The organism is uncultured Marinobacter sp., assembly GCF_947488835.1.
In the GTDB taxonomy this organism is placed as follows: Bacteria; Pseudomonadota; Gammaproteobacteria; order Pseudomonadales; family Oleiphilaceae; genus Marinobacter.
In genome coordinates, this window is the sequence record NZ_CANLBK010000003.1 from 80,297 (window position 1) to 106,614 (window position 26,318).

The 26,318-nt window shown below is 54.9% G+C and carries 22 protein-coding genes and 1 pseudogene; 10 read left to right on the forward strand and 13 right to left on the reverse strand.

The window, feature by feature from the left end; genetic code table 11:
- Nucleotides 1-31: 31 nt before the first annotated feature.
- The 6 genes from Q0824_RS11905 (at nt 32) to Q0824_RS11930 (ending at nt 5,550) form a co-directional block, all read left to right on the forward strand.
- Entirely contained in the window at nt 32-676 is a 645-nt protein-coding gene (locus Q0824_RS11905) for a GntR family transcriptional regulator (protein WP_298450697.1), read from the forward strand.
- Between the two features lie 188 nt (nt 677-864).
- Nucleotides 865-1,791, forward strand: coding sequence for a LysR family transcriptional regulator (locus Q0824_RS11910; protein ID WP_298450700.1), 927 nt, complete (start codon nt 865-867; stop codon nt 1,789-1,791).
- Nucleotides 1,792-1,918: 127 nt separating this feature from the next.
- The gene (dctP, locus tag Q0824_RS11915; RefSeq protein ID WP_298450703.1) at nt 1,919-2,944 is read left to right on the forward strand and encodes a TRAP transporter substrate-binding protein DctP; all 1,026 of its coding nucleotides are present in this window, start codon (nt 1,919-1,921) and stop codon (nt 2,942-2,944) included.
- A 74-nt stretch (nt 2,945-3,018) separates the two neighbouring features.
- Nucleotides 3,019-3,510 (forward strand): TRAP transporter small permease, encoded by a 492-nt coding sequence (locus tag Q0824_RS11920; RefSeq protein ID WP_298450706.1) that lies wholly within the window; start codon nt 3,019-3,021, stop codon nt 3,508-3,510.
- On the forward strand, nt 3,507-4,784 hold the full coding sequence (locus Q0824_RS11925; RefSeq protein WP_298450709.1) for a TRAP transporter large permease: 1,278 nt from the start codon (nt 3,507-3,509) through the stop codon (nt 4,782-4,784). The genes Q0824_RS11920 and Q0824_RS11925 overlap by 4 nt, the downstream gene beginning before the upstream one ends.
- A 4-nt stretch (nt 4,785-4,788) precedes the next feature.
- On the forward strand, nt 4,789-5,550 hold the full coding sequence (locus Q0824_RS11930; RefSeq protein WP_298450712.1) for a M15 family metallopeptidase: 762 nt from the start codon (nt 4,789-4,791) through the stop codon (nt 5,548-5,550).
- Nucleotides 5,551-5,588: 38 nt separating this feature from the next.
- On the opposite strand, the gene Q0824_RS11935 is transcribed toward Q0824_RS11930, so the two are convergent.
- The 10 genes from Q0824_RS11935 to Q0824_RS11980 form a co-directional block, all read right to left on the reverse strand.
- Nucleotides 5,589-6,359, reverse strand: a complete 771-nt coding sequence (locus tag Q0824_RS11935) for a heme ABC transporter ATP-binding protein (RefSeq protein ID WP_298450715.1) — start codon at nt 6,357-6,359, stop codon at nt 5,589-5,591.
- A 12-nt stretch (nt 6,360-6,371) separates the two neighbouring features.
- Entirely contained in the window at nt 6,372-7,412 is a 1,041-nt protein-coding gene (locus Q0824_RS11940; protein ID WP_298450718.1) for an iron ABC transporter permease, read from the reverse strand.
- Entirely contained in the window at nt 7,402-8,283 is an 882-nt protein-coding gene (locus tag Q0824_RS11945; RefSeq protein WP_298450722.1) for an ABC transporter substrate-binding protein, read from the reverse strand. Before Q0824_RS11945 ends, Q0824_RS11940 begins: the two co-directional genes overlap by 11 nt.
- Nucleotides 8,274-9,365 (reverse strand): ChuX/HutX family heme-like substrate-binding protein, encoded by a 1,092-nt coding sequence (locus tag Q0824_RS11950; RefSeq protein WP_298450725.1) that lies wholly within the window; start codon nt 9,363-9,365, stop codon nt 8,274-8,276. The genes Q0824_RS11945 and Q0824_RS11950 overlap by 10 nt, the downstream gene beginning before the upstream one ends.
- A 5-nt stretch (nt 9,366-9,370) precedes the next feature.
- Nucleotides 9,371-10,534, reverse strand: a complete 1,164-nt coding sequence (locus tag Q0824_RS11955) for an HmuY family protein (RefSeq protein WP_298450728.1) — start codon at nt 10,532-10,534, stop codon at nt 9,371-9,373.
- 25 nt (nt 10,535-10,559) lie between these two features.
- The gene (locus Q0824_RS11960; RefSeq protein ID WP_298450730.1) at nt 10,560-12,584 is read right to left on the reverse strand and encodes a TonB-dependent receptor; all 2,025 of its coding nucleotides are present in this window, start codon (nt 12,582-12,584) and stop codon (nt 10,560-10,562) included.
- A 151-nt stretch (nt 12,585-12,735) separates the two neighbouring features.
- Nucleotides 12,736-13,542, reverse strand: coding sequence for an energy transducer TonB (locus Q0824_RS11965; protein WP_298450733.1), 807 nt, complete (start codon nt 13,540-13,542; stop codon nt 12,736-12,738).
- Nucleotides 13,539-13,964, reverse strand: a complete 426-nt coding sequence (locus tag Q0824_RS11970) for a biopolymer transporter ExbD (protein ID WP_298450736.1) — start codon at nt 13,962-13,964, stop codon at nt 13,539-13,541. The genes Q0824_RS11965 and Q0824_RS11970 overlap by 4 nt, the downstream gene beginning before the upstream one ends.
- Complete coding sequence (locus Q0824_RS11975; RefSeq protein WP_298450740.1) at nt 13,961-14,359, reverse strand: biopolymer transporter ExbD; 399 nt, start codon at nt 14,357-14,359, stop codon at nt 13,961-13,963. Before Q0824_RS11975 ends, Q0824_RS11970 begins: the two co-directional genes overlap by 4 nt.
- Nucleotides 14,349-15,041, reverse strand: coding sequence for a MotA/TolQ/ExbB proton channel family protein (locus tag Q0824_RS11980; RefSeq protein WP_298450743.1), 693 nt, complete (start codon nt 15,039-15,041; stop codon nt 14,349-14,351). The genes Q0824_RS11975 and Q0824_RS11980 overlap by 11 nt, the downstream gene beginning before the upstream one ends.
- 203 nt (nt 15,042-15,244) lie before the next feature.
- On the opposite strand from Q0824_RS11980, the pseudogene Q0824_RS17355 reads away from it, so the two are divergent.
- The 4 genes and pseudogenes from Q0824_RS17355 to Q0824_RS11995 all read left to right on the forward strand — a co-directional run.
- Nucleotides 15,245-15,358 (forward strand): annotated as a pseudogene (locus Q0824_RS17355) (CarD family transcriptional regulator); the annotation flags it as partial.
- A 63-nt stretch (nt 15,359-15,421) separates the two neighbouring features.
- Nucleotides 15,422-15,736, forward strand: coding sequence for a hypothetical protein (locus Q0824_RS17360; protein ID WP_366521656.1), 315 nt, complete (start codon nt 15,422-15,424; stop codon nt 15,734-15,736).
- A gap of 130 nt (nt 15,737-15,866) precedes the next feature.
- Nucleotides 15,867-17,123 (forward strand): cytosine deaminase, encoded by a 1,257-nt coding sequence (gene codA, locus Q0824_RS11990; protein ID WP_298450746.1) that lies wholly within the window; start codon nt 15,867-15,869, stop codon nt 17,121-17,123.
- Between the two features lie 154 nt (nt 17,124-17,277).
- A complete protein-coding gene (locus Q0824_RS11995) occupies nt 17,278-20,103 on the forward strand; it encodes a M66 family metalloprotease (RefSeq protein ID WP_298450749.1) in 2,826 nt (941 codons plus the stop codon).
- Between the two features lie 40 nt (nt 20,104-20,143).
- Here Q0824_RS11995 and Q0824_RS12000 read toward each other — a convergent pair whose 3' ends face one another.
- From Q0824_RS12000 to Q0824_RS12010, 3 genes are all read right to left on the reverse strand, one after another.
- Nucleotides 20,144-22,630, reverse strand: coding sequence for an EAL domain-containing protein (locus Q0824_RS12000; protein ID WP_298450752.1), 2,487 nt, complete (start codon nt 22,628-22,630; stop codon nt 20,144-20,146).
- 15 nt (nt 22,631-22,645) lie between these two features.
- Nucleotides 22,646-23,692 carry a spermidine/putrescine ABC transporter substrate-binding protein gene (locus tag Q0824_RS12005; RefSeq protein WP_298450755.1) on the reverse strand — a complete coding sequence of 349 codons (1,047 nt, stop codon included), beginning with the start codon at nt 23,690-23,692 and terminating at the stop codon, nt 22,646-22,648.
- Nucleotides 23,693-23,792: 100 nt separating this feature from the next.
- Nucleotides 23,793-26,174 (reverse strand): neutral/alkaline non-lysosomal ceramidase N-terminal domain-containing protein, encoded by a 2,382-nt coding sequence (locus Q0824_RS12010; protein ID WP_298450757.1) that lies wholly within the window; start codon nt 26,172-26,174, stop codon nt 23,793-23,795.
- Between the last annotated feature and the right edge of the window lie 144 nt (nt 26,175-26,318).

Genomic DNA, 26,318 nt, shown 5'->3' on the forward strand with positions numbered 1-26,318 from the left:
ATATTTTCGCTTTGAAGGAGTGGAGTTTCCGTTGGACAGAGACCAAATACAAAAGATCTTGGAAGAGCGACTTCTGGACCGCTTCTATGTTTCCGGTGATCGGCTGAACGAGCGAACCCTGGCAGCAGAGTTTGGTGTTTCCCGGACCCCAATCAGGGAGATCCTGGCTCGCCTGCAAAGCGGCGGATTAGTAGAGTACCGTGAGCGACGTGGGGTTTTCGTTAAAGAGGTTAGCCTCAGCTATGTGCTGTCGCTCCTGGAACTTCTGGCCGCGTTAGAGTCTTCCTGCGCACGTTTGGCTGCGCGTTCGGGTAGCGTCGAAGACAAGCATAAGTTACTAACTCTGGCAAAGCTCACCATCGAAGGTGCCGCAACGGGTGTTGAGGAGTACTCCGAATCAAACATGCAGTTCCACGAACTGATGTACCAGATGTCGGGCAACGATGAGTTAGTGAGTATGGTCTACAGTGCGCGAAGAAAAGTAGCCCCTTATCGCCGGCAGATCCACCGTGTTGCAGGGATGACCACCGAATCTGCGCAAGAACACGTCGTTATTGCAGAGGCGATCATACAGCGGAATGAAAAACTGGCAGCGGATTTGATGTTCCAACATCTGGACATGAGCCGTAGCGAGTTCGCCCCTTTTATCGCCTCATTGGGCAAGGTGTTTTCTTGAGTTTTGGCTTGCGCTTTTGAGTTTGCGGCACCGATGAGTGCTTCTGTGCGGTCTGCTCGACAATCAGTCTGTGCAGAATAATGGTATTCTCATCAACGTGGGCCTACCAGCCATGACACAACAATTTGGCCCCGGAAACACCAAGCCGCTACATTAAGCTATACAACACCCACCAACCGGCGTTTTATATGCTTAACCAACGTGCACTAGCCTACCTGAATGAAGTCATCCGCCGCGGGTCCTTACGGCGCGCAGCCGCCCATTTGAACGTCGATGCATCTGCCGTTAGCCGCCAGATAAAAGCGCTTGAAGAAGAACTGGACACGCGCCTGTGTGAACGGCACGGGCGTGGCATGCGGGCGACAGCTGCGGGGCAACTGCTAGTTCATCATTATCACAGCCAGCGGGCATCGGAAGAGGCCGTACTCTCCCAACTTATGGCACTTCAAAACCTGGCCAAAGGTGAAGTTCGGATAGCCGTTGGGGAAGGCTTTGTGGCGGACCTGATTGCCGCACCACTCGGCACCTTTATGTCGGAGTTCTCGGGAATCAATGTCGAGATCCGCATGGCGGGTGTTAACGAAGCCATGTCACTCCTCAAGGATCGTGAGGTCGATATAGCGCTCCTGTATGCGCCGCCAGCGGACCCTCAGTTTTTCTGTCACGTCGAAACCCGCCAGCCACTGGATGTGATCGTGCCCCCTGCCCACCTGCTAACGGAGCTGAACCGCCCCGTAACGCTCAATGATCTGAAAGGGTGGCCATTGGCGCTAATGGACAACCCCTTTGGTATGCGGCAGATGGTGAATATGGCCGCTCACCAGGAACACGTGCACCTTGAAGCACGGCTTCATACAAATTCCGTTTCCGTTTTAAAGAATTTTGTCCGTTCAGGGATCGGCGTTACGTTCATGCCAGAGCTCACTGTGATGGATGAAATAAACCGTGGAGAAATAATCCCTCTCCCCATGCAATACCCGGTTATGAACGATACTCGCGCGCAAATTGTAAGTTTGAAGGCGCAGGACCTAACCATAGCGTCAGCCGCCTGCATCGATCACCTGCAAAAAGGAATGCGCTTTTTCTCAGCTGACGCACCTCGACTGTTGCAATAAAGTCCACACTTAAGGTATTGCATAGTCAACACTTCAACACATAGCCTACTAACTGGCACCCCTGAAAAAACCTGTGGGTTCGCGTTCGGTACCCCGCAACTAACGACAATAAAACAGGAAAATTACTATGACGACTAACCTATTTTCTCCCAAGAGACTCTTTACAGCGTGTCTACTTGGCTCTGCCTTGCTGGCCGGAAACGCTCTGGCAGCCACCACAATCAACTTGAGCTACAACGGCGCCCCTGATCTGGAAAAGAACGCCGTTCACGTTTTCGCTACGAACCTGAAAGAGCTGGTTGAGGCAAAAACCAACGATGAGCTCCAGCTTACGCTGTACCCCAACAGCATGCTGGGCGAAGAGCAGGAGCGTATGGAACAGACCATGAGTACGCCATCGCTCAACATCGCTTCTTTTGCGGGTGTCTCGCCTCTGGTGGATGAGATTTTTGTCAGCGCCATTCCGTTCCTGTTCGAAGATTTTGCTGCCGCACGCACATTCTTTGATGAAGGCAAATATTGGCAGGAAGTAAGCGGTGCACTGAACGAGCGTGCTGGCATCGATATGCTGGCTGTTGTTGAAGAAGGCGGCTTTCTGGCCTTCACCAACAACAAAAGGCCCATCACCCGCCCGGCTGACTTTGAGGGCCTTCGCTTCCGCGCTATGGACCCAAGCCAGGTAGCACTTTATGAAGCATTTGGTGCGTCCGGCACGCCTATCCCCTGGACAGAAACCTACATGGCTCTGCGCACCAGAGTAGCAGACGGCCAAATGAACCCACCCATGTACATCGCCCTGGGCAGCCTTCATGAAGTTCAGAAGTACCTGACCCTTGCGAACATTCAGTATTCCGACCAGTTTCTTGTAGGCAACAGCAAGATGATCGAGAGCTGGGATGAAAAGACTCGCAACGCATTCATGGAAGCCGTGGCCGAAGCCAACCGCAACGCCAGAGAGCTCAACGAAGCGCAAGTTGAAAAGCGTATCGCGTTCCTGGAAGAACAAGGCATGGAAGTTATTCGTCCTTCTGAAGAAAACCTGGCCGAATTCCAGAGCATTGGCCAGCCTGCCTACCTCAAGTGGCTCAAAGAGCGTGGTATTGAGCAGCGCTGGGTTGATATGGCACTGGAAGATGCGGGCGTGAAACGCTAAACCACCCCTCGCTATGACGACAGAGGGCTGGTTTCGCCAGCCCTCTCTATTTCTGCGCTGACTGGAACACTGCAATGCTCACCAAGCTTCGTTATCGCCTGCTGGCTATAAGTTGCCCGTCTACCCTGACTCTGGCGGGTGCTTTGCTATCCCTTAATGTTGCAGCCATTCTGTTTGGGGTTTTTGCACGTTACATCGCGGGTGGCGCGCCAATCTGGACAGATGAGCTCTCCCGCTTTTTGATCATAGGTACCGTTATGCTCGGGGCTGGCGCGGTTTGGGCCGAAGGTGGGCACATGCGCGTTGGCCTGTTGGAAAAACTGCTGCCCGCGCCAATTGCTCGAGTATTGGTTGTCTATCAATGGTTACTTACTTTATTTGTTGCCCTGGGAGCAGCGTGGGCCAGCTATCGCTATGCGTTGTCGGTCAACATGTTCACCACATCCGGGCTCGGCATTAGCCGCACAATCCCTCTGATGTCATTACCCCTCGGCTTTTTACTGCTGGCCTGGCATGTACTGCTCTATGGGCCTGCACCCCTCAAGACCATAGAGGACCAGCTATGATCCTCACCATGTTGGCCGTTTTTCTTGTCCACGTTCTACTTGGACTGCCTTTGTTCATTGCGCTGATTACAACGGCAATTGCTGGCTTTCTATTTGTCGATCCTTCGATGATTCCGCGGATGATGCCGCAGCAGTTCTTTAGCGGGATCAACGTATTTTCCTTGATGGCGATTCCCCTATTCATCTTCGCCGGCAACCTGATGAACGTGAGTGGCTTGACCGAGCGTTTGATGGGGCTGGCCCGCCTGATGGTTGGGCACTTACGGGGAGGCATGGGCCACGTTAACGTGGTTTCGAGTATCTTCTTTGCAGGCATCAACGGTTCAGCCGTGGCCGACACATCGGCACTGGGCTCTCTGTTAGTCCCCGCCATGGAGAAAGAAGGCTACTCAAGGGCCTTTGCCGCCGGGCTCACCGCAGGCAGCTCGCTCATTGGCCCGATCATTCCGCCCAGTATCTTCATGATCCTTTATGCTTCACTGACAAACATTTCAGTGGGAGACCTGTTTCTGGCGGGCGTGGTGCCTGGCTTGCTACTAGGCGTGGCCTTTATGGGCATGAACGCCTGGTACGCCTGGCGCAAAAAGCTGCCAAAGAGCGGGAAACTGCCTTCGTTCGGCCAGCTCGGATTCGCATTCATGGGCGCTCTGCCCGCACTGATTGCACCCTTTATTATCGTAGCAGGCATAGTGTTTGGCTTTGTAACCCCGACAGAATCCGGGGCGCTCACAGCTCTGTATGTGGCCTTGTGTGGCTTCGTACTTGGCGGGTTACGTTTGCAGGAGTGCTGGAAAGCGGTTGTCGATACAGCGCGCCTGACCTCTGCGATTTTTCTGATCATGGCAGCCTCTGCCACCATTAGCTGGCTTCTCTCATACGCACAGGTTCCTGCGCAGTTTGTGTCGCTGCTCGCGCCCTACGTAGACAATGGTGTGATCATTCTATTGCTGCTCAGCCTTATCACTTTCTTCACAGGCATGTTTATGGAAGAAGTGTCGGCGCTGATGTTGCTAACGCCAATCTTTGTGCCGGTAGCCATGATGGCCGGTATAGACCCGGTTCATCTGGGTGTCATCATCACGCTGAACATCACTATTGCGCTCATAACACCCCCGTTAGGCGCCTGCGTGTTCGTGGCGGCAGCGGTCAGTCGGCTTGAGATAGTCTCGCTGTTCAGAACCATCTGGCCCTTTGTGCTGACGGCTATTGCGGTACTGATTCTATTAATTCTGTTCCCACCGCTGACGCTGTGGCTCCCTACCCAGTTTGGATAAGACAATGCCTTTAACGACGTTATTGAACGACTTGACGCCCATTCCCAGCCACCCGGCTCCCAGCTGGGAAACTCTGCGTTCCGTGCCGATTGCAGATAACGGTGAGAGCCTGGTGCCAATGAGCCTGGCTCCTGCACCCATAAAGGTATTTCCTGCCTACGCCCGAATGGGCATACCCGGTGCGATACAGGAATGCTTTGTTCGTGAAGGTGTGTACCGGGCACTACTCGCTGCGGCGCGCAGTCTACCCGAAGGGATCGGCATCATCGTTCTGGACGGCTGGCGTCCATGGCGGGTGCAGCAGTACTTGTTCGACACCCTGCATGAGGCCATTCAGCATCAGCAGCCCGACCTGGACGAAGCAGCACTCCTTGAGAGAACCAGAGAGTTTGTTTCGGTGCCAAGCCGCGAACCGACAGCCCCAAGCCCTCACCTTACCGGCGGTGCCGTGGATGTGACACTTTGCGATGCCGATGGTTTACCGTTGGATATGGGCACGCTGTTTGATGAGGCACTACCGGCTTCCCACAGCGATTATTTCGAGCAGCTCGAAACACTGACGCCACAGCAGAAGAAAGCACGAGATCATCGTCGCTTGTTGTATAACACTATGAAGCAGCAGGGTTTCACCAACCTGCCAAGTGAGTGGTGGCACTACGATTTTGGCGATCAGTTATGGGCTTATTATGACGCCCACGACCAGGCCTGCTACGGCCCGGCCGAGCTGGACACCATTGAAAACCGCTGGCGCCAACAGCTGGCGTAATGGCTGAGAAAAGCAGGAAGCTCGCACCAAATGGCGCGCTACGCCTGCGGAATCACCATGGGATAGCCCTCTGGCAACGCCAGTACTCGAGCCTTTAAACCAAACACCTTATCCAGCAGCCCTGGCTCCAGAATGGTGGTCGCCGAACCGTCTTCTACTATGCGCCCTGCCGCCATCATCACCAGACGGTCGGCGTAGCAAGACGCTACGTTCAAATCATGTACCACCGCTACAACACTGTAACCCTGCTCTTTGGCCAACTCCCGCAGCAGACTGAATACGGTTTGCTGCTGGGCCGGATCCAGCGCCGAAGTGCATTCATCCAATAGCAGGAGCCGTGGCCCGCTGGTGCTCCACAGTTGCGCCAGCACCCGGGCCAACTGCACCCGCTGCTGCTCTCCTCCAGACAAGGTTGGCACCAGGCGCTCGGCCAGCTCACCGATGCCCAGGCGTTGCAGCAGGTAATCAATCATTTCATTACACTGAGGCGTCGTTAAACCGGAGCACCCCAACGCCACAATTTCACGGGTTGTGAATGGAAAGCTGACATCCACCCGCTGGGGCATCACCGCCCGCTGGCGTGCGAGTTCCGCTCCCTTCCACTGTCGGATTTCACGACCAAACAGTTCAATGGAACCTTGGCCAAAAGCCAATTCGCCCGCCAGGGTTTTTAACAGGGACGATTTACCAGCGCCATTAGGGCCGAGCAACGCAACCAGCTCTCCCGGTTCGACGGTGAGTGACACATCTTGCAGTATTCGGCTTCGCCCTATGGTCAGCCCTAACTGCTTAGCCTTTAAAACTGTCATGGTGCCAGCTCCCTATGCGCCAATGCGCATTCTCATAAGCAGTACCAAAAAGAATGGCCCGCCTAACAGCGACATCATCAAACCAATGGGCAGTTCCGCCGGCGCCACAACTACTCGCGCCAAGCTGTCTGCCGCCACCAGTAAGACACCGCCTGCCAGTCCACTGGCGGGGATCAATACCCTGTGCCCAGCGCCGACAATTTGTCGTAACAGGTGCGGCACCACCAACCCAACGAACCCGATAAGGCCGGTTACCGCCACTGCCGCGCCAGTGCCCAACGCAGACAACACAACCGTCGCCCGCTTTACCCACTGCACCGAAAAACCCAGATGGCCAGCGACCGATTCACCAAGGGCAAACGCATCCAGGGGTTTGGCTAACACGGGGGCCAGTAACAGCGCCAGCAGCATCCAAGGGCCAGCAACTTGCAGGTCTTCCCAACTGGCGTGGCCAAGACTGCCCATGCTCCAGAAGGTCAACGAACGCAGTTCACTATCGTCGGCGTAGAATGTCAGCAGGCCGGTTAAGGCTCCGGCGACTGCATTTATGGCGATACCCGCCAGCAGCAAGGTTGCCACAGCAATGCTGCCGGAACGGCTGGCAACGCGCCAAGCCACCAGGGTGGTTAGCACCGAGCCCACAAAGGCGGCCAGAGGCAGCGCCCATCTGCCAGTGAGTATCGTCCAATCGGACAACCAACTGCCCCCAAGCACAATAACCGATACTGCCGCCAGTGCCGCTCCGCCGGACACCCCGATTAACCCAGGGTCGGCGAGAGGGTTGCGAAACAATCCCTGCAGCAAGGTGCCGGAAACAGCCAATACCGCACCGGTGAGAAATCCCAGAACCAGCCGGGGCATACGCACATCAAAAAACACCATGTGGGCTGCGGGTTTTGCGGCCTCAGGTTCCAGCAGCAGATTCACAACATCGCTGGTGCCCAGAGGATAAGCACCGTTGGTCAGCGAGAACAAAGCCGCCAGAACAGCCAGCCCAGCCAGAACCATAAAAATGAGACTGGCAGGCGCTCGCTTTGCAGTATCAGTCGCCATGGCGACTAGCCAGGGTGCTCTCTGCGGTGGGGGCTTCAGGCAGGATTCCGTCAAGTATCACCAGAGCCTCTGCCAATCTTGGGCCAAAGCTGAGTAGCATCATGCTGTCACCCACATACCGGTGGCCGTTTTTCCAGGCCGGCAGCTGGGCCAGCTCTGGCCAATCGGCAATCCGGAACTGCCCCGGCGCAGATTCAGCAACCACAATCGCATCGGGGTTGGCGCTGATGATCGCTTCGCGACTGGCAGGTTTGTAGCCACGGATATTGCTGACCGCGTTAGTCGCCCCGATCGCTTTCAGCAGGGCATCTGCACCCGTGTGGCTACCGCCGAATGAAACACCATGGCCACCCGCGGCCAACAACAGCAACACCTTGGGCGCCGAACCCCTTGCAGCCACCTTTTTATCGATGTCGGTAAAGACCACCTGCAATTCAGCGGCGAGCCTTGCCGCTGCTTCCTCACGGTCGACCAATTCACCAATGGCCATAATCCGCTGAAGAGTCTGCTCCGGGCTTTGCGCAACAGGCAACCGGGTGACTTTGACTCCCACCTGTTCCAGGCGCTGCAGGGTTTGTTCCGGCTCCGCTTCTTCGGTGGTGATCAGGTGATCGGGCTCCAGCGACAACACGCCTTCGAATGGCAAGGCCCGCAGATAACCTACTTTCGGCAGCTGATTGACGTCTTCCGGGTACTTGCTGGTGGTATCAACACCCACCAGACGATCCTCTACGCCCAGAGCAAACAATATTTCCGTCACCGCGCCATCGGCACTGACAATGCGTGAGCCTTTGGCACCTGCATTACTGGCACTTCCGGCATAAGCCGGAAGTGCCAGTAATGCAGCCAGCAGCAACCCGGTCAATCGCATAGCTTTGCCTCCAGCGCACGCACTTCGGCTTGCCAGTTTTCAGCTTCCACCTCGCCCGGCTTACGTTTGCCAAATACCGTCAGTACGATTTCCCCGCTGGCGTTATAGCCTTCCACTGAGGTTATGGTGCCATCCACAGAAGGCCGTTTTACCGTCCACCAGTCGGTCACATCGCCAGTCTTTGCATGCAGGTTAAAGCCAGGGTCCAGCACATTCATCCACTCACCTACTCGGCGAATATTGTCCACCTGGCCAGTCCAGATTTGCACAATGCCGGGGTTACCCACGAACACCATAATCGGGCACTGGTTGGTTTTTACTTGCTGTAAAAGCTCATCCAAGGGGGACTCAATGGAGTCGGTGCTGCGCTTGAGTTTTCGGGTGTAGGCCGGGCCAACCAGCTCTACCGCCGTTAGCCGGTCGACCTTGTTGCGTTTGAGCATGGAGTGGAAATGGTGCACGTCTTTCAGTGTTGCCCAATCCTGCTGTAGTGCTGATACATCAACACTAGCCGGGTCCACCCGCGGCTCTGGGGAGGGAGCTGCTTTCAGTTCCGGCACCACAGGCTGATCGGCTTTGTATTTCGCGACCAGTGCATCCCAGGCTTCAGCTTGGGTGCCTTTGGTTTTGTACACTTTCTGGATGGCTCGACCACTGGTATCAAAGAACTGCAGACTATGGCGAGTGCCGGAACGCACCTCTTCAACTACATGGAAGCCAAAGGTCCAGCTTCGAAAAAATACCCGCAGGTCCATCTCACCAACGGACAGCCCCATGGAGCCACCGCCGGTTACCTTGAACCCTTTCAGGTGGCCGGTAATCTCATGCACCATTTCATCGTTGCGGGCGAGCATCATCACTTCGCCAACGGATTCCAACTCGGTGAGCAGTGCACCAAAATCACTAGACAGCGGTGTGAGTGCACCTTCTTCACGACACAGCATCAGTTCCATTTCACTGACATCAAGCAGGTTCGCGGCGTTACGGATGCGCAGGTTTGGCTGCTCCGACAGCAACTGTTGCCAGCGGTCTTTTAGCGCAATTTCTAACTTAACCTCAGGGAATTCTATCGTTGCGTTCATAGTATTTACTCTGCTGCGGTTAGTGATGCGTTAGTCCAACGAACAATGGGTTGTCCTGAAACAGTGTCGTCACCGTAATAGCCGACGATCTGCACGGCATAAACAGGGGCTTGAGCATCGTTGGTATCGGTATCGATCAGGTATACCCGGAAGTTCGGGCGAAGTAAGTGCCCACCCGCCTGGTCGTATGCGTACCAGCTGGATGCGTTGAACACGCCACTGGTGGTGTCGGCCGCGTATCTTCCTGTTATGTCCTCGCCTGATCCTGGCGCAATGGTGGCGCTGGTATAGACCGCCAGATCATCCCACTTGAACGGCCCGAACACCCCGCCATTACCTTTGCCAGAGGTGCCACTGTTGCTTCTCAGATAGATATCTCGGCCAGCGAAGCCCAGCTTCACATCCCAATGTGCGGAGGTTTCGCAGTTCGCCGTTGAATCAGCGTCAAAATCAAAGCAAAGCTCACCACCTTCCGGGCCTATGAACCCGGTAAACGTGGCCGATTGGGTGAAGGTAGTGGTATCTGGAACCTGAACATCAAAGGCCACCGTAAAGCTCTTGATGCCCTCACCCGTGCGGGTAGGAAAATCCATCTCGGTCATACGCATGCGGGCGTAGCTGTTGCCTTCCGCTGACCGCAGCAACCAGCCATTGTCCGAATTGGCGTTCATGATTCCGCCGTTGGGGTTGTAGCTGTACCAGTCGTTACCAAAGTTATTGGTAATCGCATCGCTGATCCAATCCCGGCTGCCCGGCGCTGGATACTCTGCTAACAAAGCCTCTTCCTCTGATGACGCCGTGGCATTAACCAGAAGATTGAAATTGGGCTCGCCGGCGGCGTCATAAAACTTGTCCTGGGAGGTGGCCACTGCGCCAGCCACGCTGCCCGTTCCCGTAGCCCCGCCATTAACCTGAACCGTGTCGCGCTTGAACGACAGATGCCAGTCGGTGCGGCCTTGCGCCTCATCCGCCGTCATCTGCATGGTTGCGCCCGTGTTCAGGTTCAGATAAGTGGCTTGGCTATAGGATTTCGCATCAACCACCTGACGCTGAATCTCCGAATTGCCACCTGTTTCACCAGACCCACCAAGACTGTTCTCACTGCCGCCACAACCAGCCAGCAATACTACTGTTGCCGCCAACCCGAGCCCCCGGTAAATATCACTCATGCACTTTCTCCTTGTTGATCGTTCGTTATTTTCCAAATCCAAGCGTCACGCCCATGTACACAAACCTTCCTGCCACCGGGCCGAAGTCATCGGCATCGTCGAAATCACGCTGCTTATTGGTGAGGTTGTCGACGCCGGCAAACAGCTGCAGGTTGTCGCCAAAGGTCTGATTCAGTTTCAGATCCACCGTGGTGTAACCCGGGGACTTTTTGGTTTCGTCTGTATCCACGTATTCCGAACTCTGGTTGCGCATCCGCACCGACCAGTTCAGCCCAGGGATGCCGCCAGGCCCATCCAGGCCAAGCCGGGTTTGATGCTGCGGCCGATTGGGTAAAGCAAAACCGGTCGCCCGGTCTTCTGCCTGGGTGTAGGTGTACCCTGCGGTCACTTCCAAGCCTCGGGCGAATTGCCAGCCGGCGGTGGTTTCCACACCACGGGTGCGGGCCTTATCAACATTGGCGTATCGATACACATCCACACCGTCACCGCGGGCGGCGGTGGCATCAGCATCGAATTGGGTCTGGATTAAATCTTCAATCAGGTTCTGAAAGGCGTTAATTTCAAGCCATCCGGCGTTCAGGTAATTGACACCCCAGCCGAGCTGCAGGTTTTGCGACGTTTCGGGTGACAGGTCCGGGTTGCCTTCAACCACATAACCAAGCTGGCTGTGGTCAAACCGGTAATGGCGCTCTTTCAGGTTGGGCACTCGATAGCCGCCACTCCAACTGGCACGGAGGTATTGGCTGGCTGAGCTGTCTGGCGTCAACTCATAGCGGGTATTGATCTTGGGGGCGTAGTGGTCGCCGAAATCGGAATCCTGCTGGCCGCGTAGTCCGGCCACCCATTCCCAGCGGTGCGATGGAATCCAGGTGTCCTGGAACCAGACCTCCTTGCTGCTGCGTGAACGCTTACCGCCATCCAGTTCCATCTGGCCGTCAATCGTTTGCTCCAGAGTTTCATGGCGAAAATCAGCGCCCACCATCAGCAAGTGGTTCTTACGAACGGCAACTTCAGTGTGAGCCGAAGCCTGGGACAACACCTGATTCGCATCTCGGTGGTCAAACTCACCAAAGGCCGAGTATTTGTAGGTGTTGTCTGTGAGCTCTTCCCGCAGCAGATTCCAGAACACAGTTTGGGCATCGCTCATGCCATGCTCGCCACCCAGCACCGTGCGCCAGCGCTCGAAGGACTCTTCCTTTCCTTGCTTGAGAACCGTACCGGCCTTTTCGTTCAAAAACCGGGAGCCGGAGGCTTCATCAAAATATCCGACTTCCGCAAACAGCCGATGATCGTCCTGGGGCAACCAAACCAACCGGGTATTGAACTGGTTGCGATCGTATTCATCCCCTGGCCTCGCCCAGGTGGATGGCTCAGGATCAATGCCGTTGGATGCCTGGTGTGATCCGCTCAGGCGAAGCCGCAGTTGTTCGGTGCCCATGTCGATATTGGCTCGCCCGCTGTAGCGACCAAAATCGGCAGTGTCTCCACTGGGGTTTTGCTCGCCATAACTACCGCCATCAACCGTAACCTCTCCCCGAAAACCTGGCTCAAGGTCCTGGGTAATAACGTTGACGACGCCGCCAATGGCCGCACTGCCGTACTGTGCAGATCCCGCGCCTTTCACCACTTCAATGCGCTTTACATTCAGCAGCGCCAGCTGGCTTACATCCACCGATGAGCCGGTTGTGGCCGTGAGTGGCAGACCGTCTACCAGCACCAACACCCGGTCAGCACCAACACCCTGCAGCCAGACTTCCTTGCCTGCCTTGCCGTGGATGTTTCGCAACTGCACTCCGGCAACGTTCTCGATCGCCTCCGCAACGTTTCTGGCGTGGGTCTTTTCCAGTTCCCGGTCTGTTACAACTTCAGTCCGCACAGGAGTGTCACTCAGCATGCGGTTGGAGCGGGTACCGGTAACGACGATTTCATCGAGGTAATAGGAGGATTGCGGCGTGGTTTCCGCTGTCGCCTGCCCGCAAACACTCAGAGAAAGCAAAGCGATAGAGAACAAAGGCAGTGTCGAACGATTCTTCCCGCAGGCAGCATTCACTCACTTCAACTCCTCTCAAGCGGGCCAGGCTAACAACAGCCACCCCAAATAGTAACGAGAAGCATTCTTGTTTAGATTTTGATTTCTGTCAACAAAAAACAGGAGATTTCACGTAGAGAAGAAAAAAGAGGGAGCGGGCGGGTTGTCGTAACTATCGGCGGTCGCTGAGCTTGAACGCCACGGGAATGGACACGCTCAGGGTGTTCTGGGCGAGATCATCGGGAAAGGCTGGCAATGGTGCCGCATTCTCGAGCATGCGAATGACCGCCTTATCCAACTCAGGGTGGCCGGAAGGATCGGTAATACTGGATTCCACAATGCGTCCTTGGCGATCTATGGTAAAGCTGAGCCCAACCACCCCTTCCTGGCGCCGCAGGCGAGATGATCTTGGATAGCGTTTAGCGCGGGCGAGTTTAGCTGCGACCACCGCCAGATAGGAACTTCGCGCACCGGGATTGCCTCCAGAGGCACTGGCGCTGCTTTCGCCACTGCCAGCCTTGCGCGCCGGAGCAGCTGCCACATCCTTCGCCGTTTCGGTGTCGGGTAACGCTTGGGTAGAAGTCGTTGCTATAGGAGACTCCGGAACCGCTGGTTCCGGTTCAGGCTCTGGTTCTGGCTCTGGTTCTGGTTCAGGCTCCGGTTCAGGCTCAGGCTTTGGTGGCTCTTCTACGCTCACCTCTGCTGTTTGCCTGGGCTGCTCCGGCTCACTCACTACGGGTTCCGGTTTGGGAGGTGTCGGGATCGGTTTCGGTGGCTCGACAGTGGCCGGAGCCGCTTCCTGGGTTTCGGCCTCTACACCCAGATCACCCAGCATGCCAAGATCGATTTCAACACCCGCCTCCCCAGGAGCCTCAGCCCCTTCCGGAATGGTAGCGGTGCGTGCAAAAGCCGCAAGTACCAATAAATGAAGTGCCAGCGTCAATACCGCTGCACCGAGCCAGTGACGCCGTGCAATCATTCAGCGCCACCCTGGCGAGTCTGTAGCGCTACTTTTAACAGCCCTGCCTTTTTGATGTGGTGCAGCACTTTTTGCAAGGCTTCAACCGGCAGCATGGCATCGGCTTTGACCAGCACAGACACCCCATCAACCGTCTCCGCTTCATCCAGCATATTTCCCAATCTTTCTACCAGAAGATCCGGAGACACCTCAGCGTTATCCAGGTACATAGCACCTTCAGCTGCGACCAAAACCGTCGCTGAGTGCTCTTTTCCTTGAGCCGCTGTAAGAGACTCGGGGGCTTGAACCATCACCGCATCAGAGGCAGTGATTTGCCCGGCGACCATGAAGAAAATCAGCATCAAAAATACAATGTTGATCAATGGCACCAGGTTATCATCCGAAGCCAGATCCTTTTTCGGCGCGGTTGCTGAAAGCCTCACTTCGGCCCCTCTGCAAGCGACACGTGGGCAGCGCCAGCATTCTTCAAGCGATCCAGCAAAGTGATGAGCGCCTGCGTGTGGAGACCTGCATCAGCCTGAATAGCAAACACCGCATCGGGTTTAGCCGACACCAATTCAGCCAACTCATCGCGACTGGGGTCCCTGTAGACCCGCCCCTCCAGCTCAAAATGACCCTGATTAGAGGTTAGGCGAATCAGCTGTATGTCTTTCGGTGGCTCGGAATTACTGTCGGCAGGCGAAGCAACATCCAGCTGCCGCCAAGTAATAAACGTGGATGACAGCATAAAAAACAACAGCAGAATGAACACCACATCAATCAACGGTGTCAGGCTGATGCCTTTGGCCCGCCTTACCGGTGAGGCATCAAGCTGCATTCCGCAGCGCCTCCGATGATGCCGCGGTCTCAAACGGCGGCAGCGTGGGCGAGCACGTAAAAACCCTTGTGACCGCATCGCTCATAGTTGCAGATACCCGCTCAACCTTACGCTCGAGCCAGGAGTGCACGGCAACAACAGGTATGGCCACGGAGAGGCCAACGGCGGTTGTCAGCAACGCTTGCCAGATACCACCGGAAAGCACGGAAGGATCCACCTGATTGCCAGCGGCTTCCATTTGCTGGAACGCCACAATCATTCCCATAACGGTACCGAGCAAACCCAACAACGGGCTAAGTGAACCAATCACCTCAAGGGGCCGGAAAAAGCTGCGCAGATCGTTCAAGTACCCCGTAGCCACTCGCTCTACTTCTTCACGCAGGATCCCATCGTCTGTGGTATTCAGCTGCCCTTGCATTGCCATAGCCACAACGGATGAGATGGGCCGTCGCACATTCAGGGCCCTCACTGCATTCCTGCGGTCACCCTTTTTCCAAAGGCTTAGCGCAGCGTCCACATCAGCTGTGCTCTCTGCGCGCGCCAGCATGAATTGCCACATTTTGACCAGAATGATGGTCATGGCAACCGCAGAAAACACCGCGAGAATCCACACCACCGGGCCGCCAGTAACCAACAGCCCTTGTAGCTGTGCAAAAAACGGAACAGATAAACCAGCGCCCACAACGCTCCCCCTCGAGTAAACAGCAACAATTTTCGTGAATGCTAATTGTTATCATTTACCTTCGCAAGGGCGCCAAGGGATCTTTGACTGTAAGGCAACAAAGCCGGCTGTTTGATTTTTGTGCAGAAATAGCGTAACATGCTGATTATAGTTATTTTTTAAAAGGAACATTTTCTTAGTAAAACAAGGAGAATATTATCACTATTAATCAAGGCGATCGTATTTTTCACCCCGGTCATGGCATCGGAATCGTTGAATCCATTCTCAAAAAGAGTTTCTCTGGCGAGGACAAAACCAAGTTCGTAAAACTTTATTTCGAACGTGACGACCTCACCTGGCTGGTGCGCGCCAATGATCTCCCAAGCAACATTCGCTTCCCCATGAGTGCTCAGGAAGCGAAGAAGATCATCAAGCATGTGAAGAGCTGGCAAGGAAAGTTAAGCGAACAGTGGAAAGCCCGCTCAACCGCAAACCAGGCTGCTATCGACAAAGGCGACCCCTACGGTTACGCCGAGATGGTTAAAGGCCTGAGCGTTATGCAAGAGGAAAACCCGCTGAGCATGACAGACCGCAGGCACCTGAACCTCGGCATAAAGTTTTTGTGTGAAGAACTTTCCAGTGCACTGGGCAAAACGCAAGAGCGGGTACAGCAGCTTATAGAAGAAGCTTCCAGGTCAAAGCCAACCGCAGCCTGACCCACAGGCAGCGCGAGCTCATAATCCAACGTGTGCTCAGTACTTTTAAGGCCTTACGCGAGAGCGTAGGGCCTTTTTCGTTACAATGTGGGCGCAAGCTCTCAGCGATTCATAACACGAGGACGTTTTCATGAAGAAATTTATTAATGCGAACCTATACCGCAACAGCGATGCCACCGAAATCCTCGTGGAAAATGGCGTAATCCGAGCAATTGGTACTAACCTCCCCTCGGCAAAGGAAACAATCGACCTGAAAGGCCGCCTCGTTGTGCCCCCTTATGTGGATGCCCATCTTCACCTCGACTACGTCTACACCGGCGGCAGCAAAGGAGCCAAGAACAACACAGGCACGCTGTTCGAAGGCATTGCCCGTTGGCACGATGTAAAAAAGAACCAATCGTTCGAAGATGCAAAACAACGAGCACTACAGGGCATACAGGAAGAAGTCTCAAAAGGTGTGCAATTTATCCGCACCCATATCGATGTATGCGATCCGAATCTCACTGGGCTGAAAGCCATGCTGGAGCTTCGTGAACAACTGAAGGATAACGTCACCATTCAGATCGTCGCTTTCCCCCAGGAGGGGATGTACGCCTACAAAGGCGGTGATGAAATGGTGGAAGAAGCCCTGAAGATGGGCGCCGACTGCGTAGGCAGCATTCCACACTTTGAATGGGCGCGGGAAATTGGCGAAAAGTCCATTCACCGTACCGTTGAACTGGCTGTTAAATACGACAAGCTCATCGACGTGCACTGCGATGAAACCGATGATGTGATGAGCCGGTTTGTTGAGCTCTTGAACGCCCTGGCCATGACCGAAGACATAGGCACACGCACAGCGGCCAGCCACACCTGCTCCTTCGGTTCGGCCGACAACGCCTATGCGTTCCGCATGATGAGGCTGTTCCAGAAATCGGGCCTCAACTTCATTGCTCTTCCCACTGAAAACGCCTACCTGCAAGGCCGCCAAGACACCTACCCAAAACGCCGGGGCATGACTCGCGTTAAAGAATTCTGGGAGAGCAACATCAACGTCTGCTTTGGCCAGGATTCCATCAACGACCCCTGGTATCCGGTAGGCAACGGAAACCTGATGAACATCCTGGATAACGGCATTCACATGGCGCAAACCATGTCGATGGATCAACTGGATACCTGTCTTGATCTGATCACGTTCAACGGTGCAAAAACCCTGAACGTGGAAAACCAGTACGGGCTGGATGTTGGCAAGCCAGCTAACTTTCTGGTGCTGGATGCCACCAGCCCGTTTGAAGCGGTTCGCCAGCGGGCGGATGTGCTGGCATCAATTCGTAATGGGGAATATCTGTTCAAGAAGCCCGAGCCCAGTTACGACATTGAGCTGGACCTGTTCGGAAAGACCAAGTAACGCTTTTTCGACGAAAAAGGGGAACGTAGAAGTGACGTTCCCCACAATTTTACATTTCTACAACAATCTATTTGTTTGTAACAGCCAGTAAATTAAGGAGAATCCCCGCCATTAAGCAGAGTACACAACCAAAAACGGCGATAAGGGATTCAGGATGTATTTCAAAGGTGCTGCAGCACTCGGGTTAACCGGCATTTTACTTTCAGGCTGCGGAGGAAGTTCCTCAAGCGAAACAATCACCGAATCTCAGCACGCAATCAACTTACCTGATGCCGTCTCGATGGTGAGTTACCAGTACCAACCTCAGCATGACGCCCTTCCGGGCACGGTAAGATACAGCGGAAACAACCTCCCGAGCTGGGCCTCAGTTGATGCAGCAACCGGAATCATTTCGGGTACCCCGGGCCCGGAAGACGCATCGGCACAGGTCGACCTATCGATCACCGCATCCAACGGCTCTCATCGCCTGATCCTTAACGACTCGATACAGGTGGCGCACGCTGCTGCGTTCCTGAATCCGCCAGCATTGGATTTCTATGCCAAGGATTTTGATGGCAACCCGCGGGAGCCGAGAAACGACCTTTCAGGGGGCGAACTAGAAGGCGAAGTTCAATTTGTACAGTCTCACTCCGTTGCGCCCGCAAAGAATTTTGAGCGCAACACAACCGACGAGACCAAAAGCAAATACATGCCCCGGCTGACGGCGCTGCGGGATACCCTGCTCCTGTTTGTCCCCAAAAATGGCATTGAGCCAGTAACCATGCATGCAAAAGTAAGCGTTAACGGCGAGCCCTTGATGACGCTACCAATGGCACACCCAAACGACTTGCCGAAATCAGACGTTACGGGCGCTCAACCCATTCAATACTCCAAGCAGGCATGGTCCGTCAATCTGCCTTGGGATACCGTAAGAAACGGTTTGTCTCTTGAATTTGTTGCGGATAAAGGCGCAGACGGCAGAGTTTCCGGCTACTTGCCTACCACCGATATCGACATTGGCGAAGCCTCCCGAATTGTCTTCCAGAGTATTCGTTTAGGCATGCTGACCGAGCCCGGACAGAGCGATGGGCACTACACGCTTCGGGATCCTGTGCTGGCTGCTACAGATTACTTCCAGACCCTACCTGTCTCAAAACTCGTTATGGGCAGCTACGCCGATGCCGTGCTCAACCGGGTAATCATCCGCTCGGGCACCATATATGACAAAGACATTGATGGTAGCAGCCAGGTTGCAGGTGACGTATACAGCGGCGACATGCGCGAGAACGTTGGCAAATCGCAGGTCAGCGTTGGCATAAACATGGCCAACTTTGGATATACCAGCAATAACATGAATCAACAGCACCCTCATGTCTTCAAGCAGATAACCAATCACCACGCCTGGGGCATGTATACCAATGGCCGCGTTGATCACGGCCTTAGTGGCGGCAATGGTATCGGAACGCTTTATCACTCCTGGGGTAATGAAGCCAGCCATGAATGGGGCCACGCCTATGGCCTCGGCCACTACCCTGGCCAAGGCCTGACCGATGATGGGCGCTGGGCGGTTCATCACGCTGACAGTGGCTGGGGATACATTGCACACCGCAACCGGATGCGCGCAAACCTTTTTGGCTTGAATGATGAGGGCGCCTACAACTACAAGCGGGACGCCATGTCAGGCGGCTCTGATGGCGGGCCTTTCTCTGTTTACACTCACTACACGGGCTATACCGCAAGAATCATTCAAAACGATCTGGCCAGGCCTCCCATTCCAGACGCCAGTTACCCCAATGGCTACAAAAAGTGGAATACAAACACCGGCCAATACGAAAATCATTCCAGCTCACATCCGGCACCTGTGAGTGTTGGAGTCCCGGTTGCCACGATTCTGGGCGGCTATGATCCCGATGGCTCCAACGCAGTGATCTATCCGGTATTTCACGGCAACTACGGGAACCTGTTCGATCTGCCGGAACCTGATCTCAATTCCACCGCCAATCAGTGTTGGGTAGAGGTGAACAACAGCGAGGGCGAGCAAAAGCACATCAGCGTTAAGTCCTCCCGGCATAGTTCGAACAGCATCAACCAGCTTCACTTCAATTTGCGGGCAGACTTCAAGCCAACCAGCGCCAGCCTTTATTGCCGGCGCGATGGCACCGACGAAAAACTCGCAGAAACCGCCTTTAACGGTGAAATCCCTGAGTTGCCCCCTGTGGCGATCGTTGGCCAGGAAGCGGGATTCCAGCAGTTGCAAGCAACGGAACTAGCAGTAATTGAAGAAAAGCTGGAAGCTATGGACGCTGGCCGCTTCAATACCTTGAGTGGTGATCTGGCGATTCAGGTAACCAGCTATACTGAGCAAGAGTTGAAGGATGGGCTGTCTGGCCCGGCATGGCAGTTGCTGCAGAAGATCAAACGCGACCAGAAGCTGGCCACAGAGATTGCGGTTATCCTGGCCAAGGCCCGGCTTGAGAACCTGTCTCCAAGCGAGACGAAAACACAGCTGATGCAATCACTGACCGCCAGCGGATTGATTGAATCGATAGACGATATACTGCTGACTGGCGACGTTATCCAGGGGAGCGGTGTATATTTCGACACAAACCTTGTGGATGCCCTGTACGTTGCCGTGACCGAAGGGCCAGATGACATTACTAATGCCAGCCACTGGGTTATGGATCTCAAAAACCGCATTCACCCGGTGGCAACGCCTTGGCAATGTCTGACCCCCTCAGGCGAGCGTCTTGGGTTGGCACTCTGCCAGCAGGACAACGCTGCACAGCGCTGGACTTACAACTCGGATAAACAACAATTGCGCAATGAAGGTAGCGGCAAGTGCCTCGATTATGCTCGCCACAACGGTACCCTCATCACTTATGGCTGTTCCGGTGAATGGAATCAGCAATGGACGGGAGTTACCACCTCACAGAGCAAAATGCTGTCGCTGCTGGATGGCAATCTGCTATCAGATGTCTACGGAGCCCTTCTGGCTGACTGACATCGGCGCCGGGCGCGCTCTGTGACAAGCCTTGGCGGGCTCACGACACCTGCAAGGTTGATTTGAGCAGCTCCAGGGCCCTTTTGCTTTTCAAGAATCGGGTCATTTCAGCCGCCGGCAAGGGCCGGCTTAGCACATAGCCCTGGAGCTGATCACAGCCTTCACCAGCAAGATAAGCGGCTTGCTCCGGCGTTTCCACGCCCTCGGCGGTTGAGGTCAGCCCCAGGCTTTTGGCAATAAAAAGTATTGCCGAGACGATGGCTGCGTCCTTTGGGTCGACCAGCATATCCCGCACAAAGCTCTTATCGATCTTGAGCTTGCAGATAGGCAATTCCTGAAGAAGGCTCAAGGACGAGTATCCAGTACCAAAATCATCCAGCGAAATAGTCACACCTTTTTGGCGCATCTTATCGAGATAGCCAATAACCTCCGGCCGGATCTTCATCAACGCAGTTTCGGTGATTTCGAGTTCAACTTGCCAAGGTTTCAGCCCGTTCACCTCCAGCACCTCATCAACAATCGCTATAAGATTCTGCCGCTGAAGCTGTATAGCAGACACATTGACGGACACACAGGCATTGCTGAGCCCAGCCGCCTGCCAAACACTTAGCTGGCGCCCGGCCTCACGTAGAGCCCACTCACCTATGGGCAGAATCAAACCGCTATCCTCGGCGACCGGAATAAATCTATCCGGGTCGATAGCGCCTTCTCTCGGGTCATTCCAGCGTAGTAACGCTTCCAGGCCAACGACTTTACCGGTGCTGGCCTGCACCAGTGGCTGATAATAGAGCTCCAACTCGTCATTACTCAACGCGCGCCTTAAACCGGCTTCCAGGGAGATATGTTCCAACGCCGCACGGTTGTAAGTTGCAGAATAAAATTGAAAATTGTTGCGACCCTGCTCTTTGGCCTGATACATCGCGGCATCGGCACGCTTTATCAAATCGTCTACCTCAGTCCCGTCATCCGGAAACAATGAGATTCCGATGCTGCTACTGCTATATATCTCTTCATGCCCAAAATGGAACGGCGCTTTCAGTGCATCAAGAATGCGTGAGGCAACTTTTGCCGCATCCTGGGAGTTATCAACCTTGGGCAGCAGGATAACGAACTCGTCACCGCCCAGGCGGGCGAGGATACCCGAGGTGTTCTGGGGTACTTCCGGGTGCACCACATCTTCCATCCTCAGTACCGATGTGAGACGAGCGGCCGTTTCCTTGAGCAATAGATCACCCACTTGGTGGCCCAGGGAGTCGTTGACCCGTTTGAAGTTATCGAGATCCAGAAACAACACGGCCATTTTGCCATCTTCCCGACGGGCAAGAGAAATCATGCGGCGCAATGTCTCGTGGGCTCGGAATCGGTTGGGTAGGCCCGTCAAACTGTCGTGATAGGCCAGTCGCTCGATTCTGGTACGCGAGGTGTCCAGATTGCCAGCCATCTCCTGAAAGCTCTGCACCAACTGCCCTAACTCATCCTTGCTGGACAAGGCTATCTTGGGCGCGAGATTGCCATGGCCTATCTCGCGTATGGCTCTCATCAGGGTTTGCAACGGCCGAACCATAAGCAAATTCATGGAAATAAACAGCCCGACAATCATCAACACCACGGTGCCGAGTATGATCCAGGCAACCGTCGTCCCCAGCTGCTGACTCTCTTTGAGCAATTCCCGCTCCGGCAGCACGCCAATCATCAGCAAGCCTTCGTGTAATCGCCGCGTTGCCAAAAGACTCGCTTCCTGCTGATAGGTCGCCGGCACAAGTTCCTCACTGTTTTCCGCCCCGGAGATCTTGGTCAACAGGGATTCGGGTATGCGCTGACCCAATCGCGAGCGGTTCCGATGGAAAAGAATCTTGCCTTCGTCGTTGATGATAAGCGTATGGCCGTCTTCACCAATCCGGCTGGCAGCCATTTGCTCCACCATAAAATCCAGCCCCATGGTGACAACCAGATAACCACGCAGTGTCGGCTTGCTGTTAAGCGGGTCCTGAGTGGTTGGGTCGATTAACCGCATGGGCCGCCCGACTTGCAGTGATACCGTGCTGCTACCGGGGGTAGAGGTAACCCAGACAAACGTCTCACCCTCAAACTGGCGAAGCTCCTGGAAGAACGGTGTGCCCCCTTCTTCTTCGCTAAAATTCGACGCCGGCGCCAAGGCGACACGGGCATCTTCATAACCATCGGGCAGCAGGTATCGGATCTCAGTGTAATCGGGGTAAGCACGCAGATAACTGGAGAACAGCTTAAGCAGTGAAGGCAGCATCAATGCATACCGCTCTTCCTCATCCTCTGTGAGCGCATAGGCCCGCATCAGCGAGGCATCGGCAAACAGTTTCGCGTTAGCTTTGGCAATGTCCCTATGCACCTGAAAGTTACGCGCCATTTGATCCATTAGCGTCGTCATCTGGCTCGAGCTGCGTTCTACCGCCGTCGAACGCAGCTGGTCATAGGCCAACCAGCCCAGAATCATCAACGGAATAACCGCTAAGGGTACGACGACTAACAGAACCTTGGCATGAAGACGCATAGGCGTATCTGGGACTCAGTTGACGAGGCGCGAATAGATGACTGCGCGGTTCTTTTTGGCGCGAGGAGGCAGACGGCTATAGGCTTCCGAATTGTCCAGTGCCTCCCCTATTGGATAGATAACCTCGTCATCTCTGAAGCTCCCGGGCAGCAAGGCTTCGGCAGCCTGATTCGGGGTTGCATAATAGACATACTGGGCCAGCCGCGCGGCAATCTCAGGCTCATTGAGAAAATCGATGAATCGCTTGGCATCCGCTTTTCTGGTGGAGGCTCGGAGTACCCCCAGATAATCAGTCCAGATATTGCTACCTTCCTCAGGGAGTACAAACACAACATCGTCACTGTGCTCCTGCAACATGCGAGTGTCGCCGTTGTACATCATGCTCATGACAACCTGGCCGGATAGCAGGGCAGAGTCTTCATTCAGGGAAATGTAACGATAGGTTTTAACGGAGGGTGCTTGTGCATGCAGAAGCGCTTCCGCTTCTCTCAGCTCTTGCCTGTCAGTGCTATTAAGCGAGTAGCCCAGCGCCTTGAGCGCTACACCAATCATATCCGCACTGTCGCCGATCATGGCGATTTTCCCCTGTAGCTCTGCCACTGGCTGCAACAGGTCCATCCAGCTTGTCACCTCGAAGGGAACCAGATCTTTACGGTAGACAATGCCGAGTGTTCCCCAGAAATAAGGCACACCATACTCTTCGGCTTTTTCAAACGCGGAACGCCAACGTGGGTCCACATGCGCCAGATTGGGAATACTGGATTCACCAAGAGGTTCGAGCCAGCCGCGCTTGGCCAGAATTCGGATTGACGCCCCATTGATGAGCACAACATCAAAGCCCTTGCCTTCGGTCTCAAGCAGCAGTTCGTCCCTGGAGGTATCGGAATCGAAATAGCTTTGCTTTACTGCGATACCCGTGCGCTGCTCAAACTCTAAAAGAATCTCAGGATCCATGTAATCCTGCCAGTTGAGGAACACCAGCTCCCTTGATTCAGCGGCTTGGACAAAAGCTGTAGTGACGAGCAAACAAAGCGTTAGCCATAGAGCTTTACTTGAGCGCATATTCTTTCCCACCGTCTACAGGCAACAGCGCATTCAGCCCGCCCTGTGCTACGAAACAACCTTGAACAATCCTACAGGATTCATTGGCTTCGATCCCCTGCTATGGGCAACTTGCTTGCACACCCTCTACTTTCACGGTTCCACTCACACCTTCCCAAGCACCACCAGGGCTAGCGACACCTTTGGTTCTGAGGCGATAGCTGCCCGGAGCCAAATTACGGGGTAGCTTCCAGCTAACCGTGGCTTCCGAGGTGCCAGTGAAGGGCAAATCCAAAGGCATGGGCGGCAAGTACTCGGGATGCCACGTGTACAGCAGGGCCGGATGGCGATCGGTGGCGATCACCGCCCAGCTGCCATCTTCTTCAAGTCTTTCTGTAAATGCATAGCTGTCATTGAGCATCAAGTCGTTGCGGGGGTGACTGGCCTGAAACCGGGCTGAGATCTGATCGCCAGGTGCCGCCAGGGCGGGAACATCCTCGATCAGCGCCCCAAAACCCTGGGCGCCGGGGCGGTCACCCGCTAAGTAAGGAGGCCTGCGCAACATCGGGATGACATCCGGATAAGCCGGGCCCTCTGGCAAAGCCGTTCCTTCCGCCATCGAGACCGCCAGCTTTCTTAGCTCCTGAGTAACAGCGGCCAGACTCCAAGGACCAAATACCGTGGACGCGCCCTCGTATTGCTGACTGGCGTACTCCTCACGTGTGGTCAGATAGTGGTTGTAACCATTCGACAGGCCGGCGATGACCACCGTGTTTACACCCACCGACGCCAGCTCTTCCAGCACCATCGCCCTTATTCGTCGGGCAGAGGTGGTGGTCAGCTCCCATGGCAAGCCAACCAAAGCGAGATTACCGATACGGAACACCTGAAATGGCTGCACCGCCGGTTCGAGATTGAGGGTCAGGCCGAACAGCTTGCCCAGTGCGCCGGACAGGCTATCGAATACCTCCCCGGCATTGGTGAACATCAGCACCGGCTTTTCAGCATGGCAACCCAACCCCAGCCCCGGCAGCTGCTGCGCTTTGCACATCAACAAATCACCGAGAATATTGAAAGGAAAAGTAGCGCTGGGGATATCAAGGGTGCCGCCGCACGCAAGCCCTTCACGACTCAAAGGGCCTGGCCCATCTTCTGCACCGGCCGGGAAGGACAGCCCGAGAGCTGCGTTACAGGTTTGTTTAACCGTGGCATCAAGCTCTGGGGGATGCCGCAGGCTTGCCAGTACCTGCGGATCTGTGACGGTGACTTCGTTCATCTGTACGTGCATTAACCGGTAGTCCACCCCACCGGTCAGCGGCTGGCCGGCCTGCCAAAGTTCCAGCGCTTTGGCCAGCTGCTTTGTTCCGGAGATTGCATTGGAATCCATCGGCGTTTCACCGCCACCACGGCGGGGGTCCGGGTGGGGAAATTCATTAATGAAAATATTAGGGGAAACATCGCCTTCATCGGCTTGGGCAAAGGCGGCCACGAAGCTGTCGGTGGCTGGATCGCCTCTATAATCCGTGGCCATGATTTCTTCATAACCCAAGGAGGCGAAGCCCTTCATATCGGAGCTGACATAAGGTACCTCGGGCCCCATAACCGTAGGATGCACACCAAACCAGTTGATGACCCCTACGGAGTTGCCGTTCTGGCGCCTCAGGTTCAGCTGCACCATGGTCTTGTTAACATCAACCTCTTCGCCCCTTACGTTCAGATACTGTTGCCGCTCCTGTTCCGGATTCATGGCATAAGCAGGCCGCGAGCGGTTGATGTTGGTGTTGAGCAGTTCGCCCTCAGCCAAGGAAATAGGCGCGGGCTTAGGATTGGCTTCAATGTTGTAGTGGGCACGGGAGATGGCGTCTGCAATTCCGTTCACTATGGTGCTGTATACCAGCGAATCGAAACCCAAATGCAACGAATTCCCGGCTTCGTGGTGGGCGTAGCCGGCAGGGCCATTGTGGGTGTGGGTGGCGGAAAGCATGAGATTATCAGAGTTATATACGCCCGCCAGCTCCGGGTCCGCAGCCAGCGCATTGAGCACCCCAACCCGAATGCTTCCCCACATCAAGCCGATGTCGGCGGACACGAACATTATCCGCTTGCCATTGCAGGGTGATTCCACCGCAAAAGCCCGCGCATATTGCCGCTGATGAAGGCCGTGCATAACCTGGCCTGTGTCTTCCCAGCCGGCACCACTTTTCAGCGCCACAGGGCCAGTAATATCCGACAGGCCACTGCCAAAGCGGAACGCTCGATTATCACTGCAAGGCGTTCTTCCGAACTCTGCCGGGATAGCAGGCTTTCGATGACCAGGCGGGTGTGTTGATGGGGCATCCAGACCTGCCCCAACCTCCCGAAGCGGGCTTTCCATAACACACTGCGCCAACGCCGGGTTCGCGAAGGGTTTTGGGGCTTCCCTGCTCGCAGCATAGGGTGCCACAACCGAGGCGAAGGCCAGCAAAAATAAAGCGTAAAACCTCACCTTGATGTTGTGGATCACGACTGGCTCCAATCAATGCCGTATTTCTTAGCCGGCACAGCATAGCGCCAGATTGCTGCGATGCATTGACTGCACTGACTCAGGCATTAAAAAAATAACCATATAACAAACGGGAAATTGCGAAAACCACTGCCACAACGTACT

Excerpts from the sequence above, each read along its gene's own strand:
- Q0824_RS11910 (WP_298450700.1), top strand. The coding sequence starts at position 865 with ATGCTTAACCAACGTGCACTAGCCTACCTGAATGAAGTCATCCGCCGC.
- dctP (WP_298450703.1), top strand. The coding sequence starts at position 1,919 with ATGACGACTAACCTATTTTCTCCCAAGAGACTCTTTACAGCGTGTCTA.
- Q0824_RS11920 (WP_298450706.1), top strand. The coding sequence starts at position 3,019 with ATGCTCACCAAGCTTCGTTATCGCCTGCTGGCTATAAGTTGCCCGTCT.
- Q0824_RS11925 (WP_298450709.1), top strand. The coding sequence starts at position 3,507 with ATGATCCTCACCATGTTGGCCGTTTTTCTTGTCCACGTTCTACTTGGA.
- Q0824_RS11930 (WP_298450712.1), top strand. The coding sequence starts at position 4,789 with ATGCCTTTAACGACGTTATTGAACGACTTGACGCCCATTCCCAGCCAC.
- Q0824_RS11935 (WP_298450715.1), bottom strand. The coding sequence starts at position 6,359 with ATGACAGTTTTAAAGGCTAAGCAGTTAGGGCTGACCATAGGGCGAAGC.
- Q0824_RS11940 (WP_298450718.1), bottom strand. The coding sequence starts at position 7,412 with ATGGCGACTGATACTGCAAAGCGAGCGCCTGCCAGTCTCATTTTTATG.
- Q0824_RS11945 (WP_298450722.1), bottom strand. The coding sequence starts at position 8,283 with ATGCGATTGACCGGGTTGCTGCTGGCTGCATTACTGGCACTTCCGGCT.
- Q0824_RS11950 (WP_298450725.1), bottom strand. The coding sequence starts at position 9,365 with ATGAACGCAACGATAGAATTCCCTGAGGTTAAGTTAGAAATTGCGCTA.
- Q0824_RS11955 (WP_298450728.1), bottom strand. The coding sequence starts at position 10,534 with ATGAGTGATATTTACCGGGGGCTCGGGTTGGCGGCAACAGTAGTATTG.
- Q0824_RS11965 (WP_298450733.1), bottom strand. The coding sequence starts at position 13,542 with ATGATTGCACGGCGTCACTGGCTCGGTGCAGCGGTATTGACGCTGGCA.
- Q0824_RS11975 (WP_298450740.1), bottom strand. The coding sequence starts at position 14,359 with ATGCAGCTTGATGCCTCACCGGTAAGGCGGGCCAAAGGCATCAGCCTG.
- Q0824_RS17360 (WP_366521656.1), top strand. The coding sequence starts at position 15,422 with ATGAGTGCTCAGGAAGCGAAGAAGATCATCAAGCATGTGAAGAGCTGG.
- codA (WP_298450746.1), top strand. The coding sequence starts at position 15,867 with ATGAAGAAATTTATTAATGCGAACCTATACCGCAACAGCGATGCCACC.
- Q0824_RS11995 (WP_298450749.1), top strand. The coding sequence starts at position 17,278 with ATGTATTTCAAAGGTGCTGCAGCACTCGGGTTAACCGGCATTTTACTT.
- Q0824_RS12000 (WP_298450752.1), bottom strand. The coding sequence starts at position 22,630 with ATGCGTCTTCATGCCAAGGTTCTGTTAGTCGTCGTACCCTTAGCGGTT.
- Q0824_RS12005 (WP_298450755.1), bottom strand. The coding sequence starts at position 23,692 with ATGCGCTCAAGTAAAGCTCTATGGCTAACGCTTTGTTTGCTCGTCACT.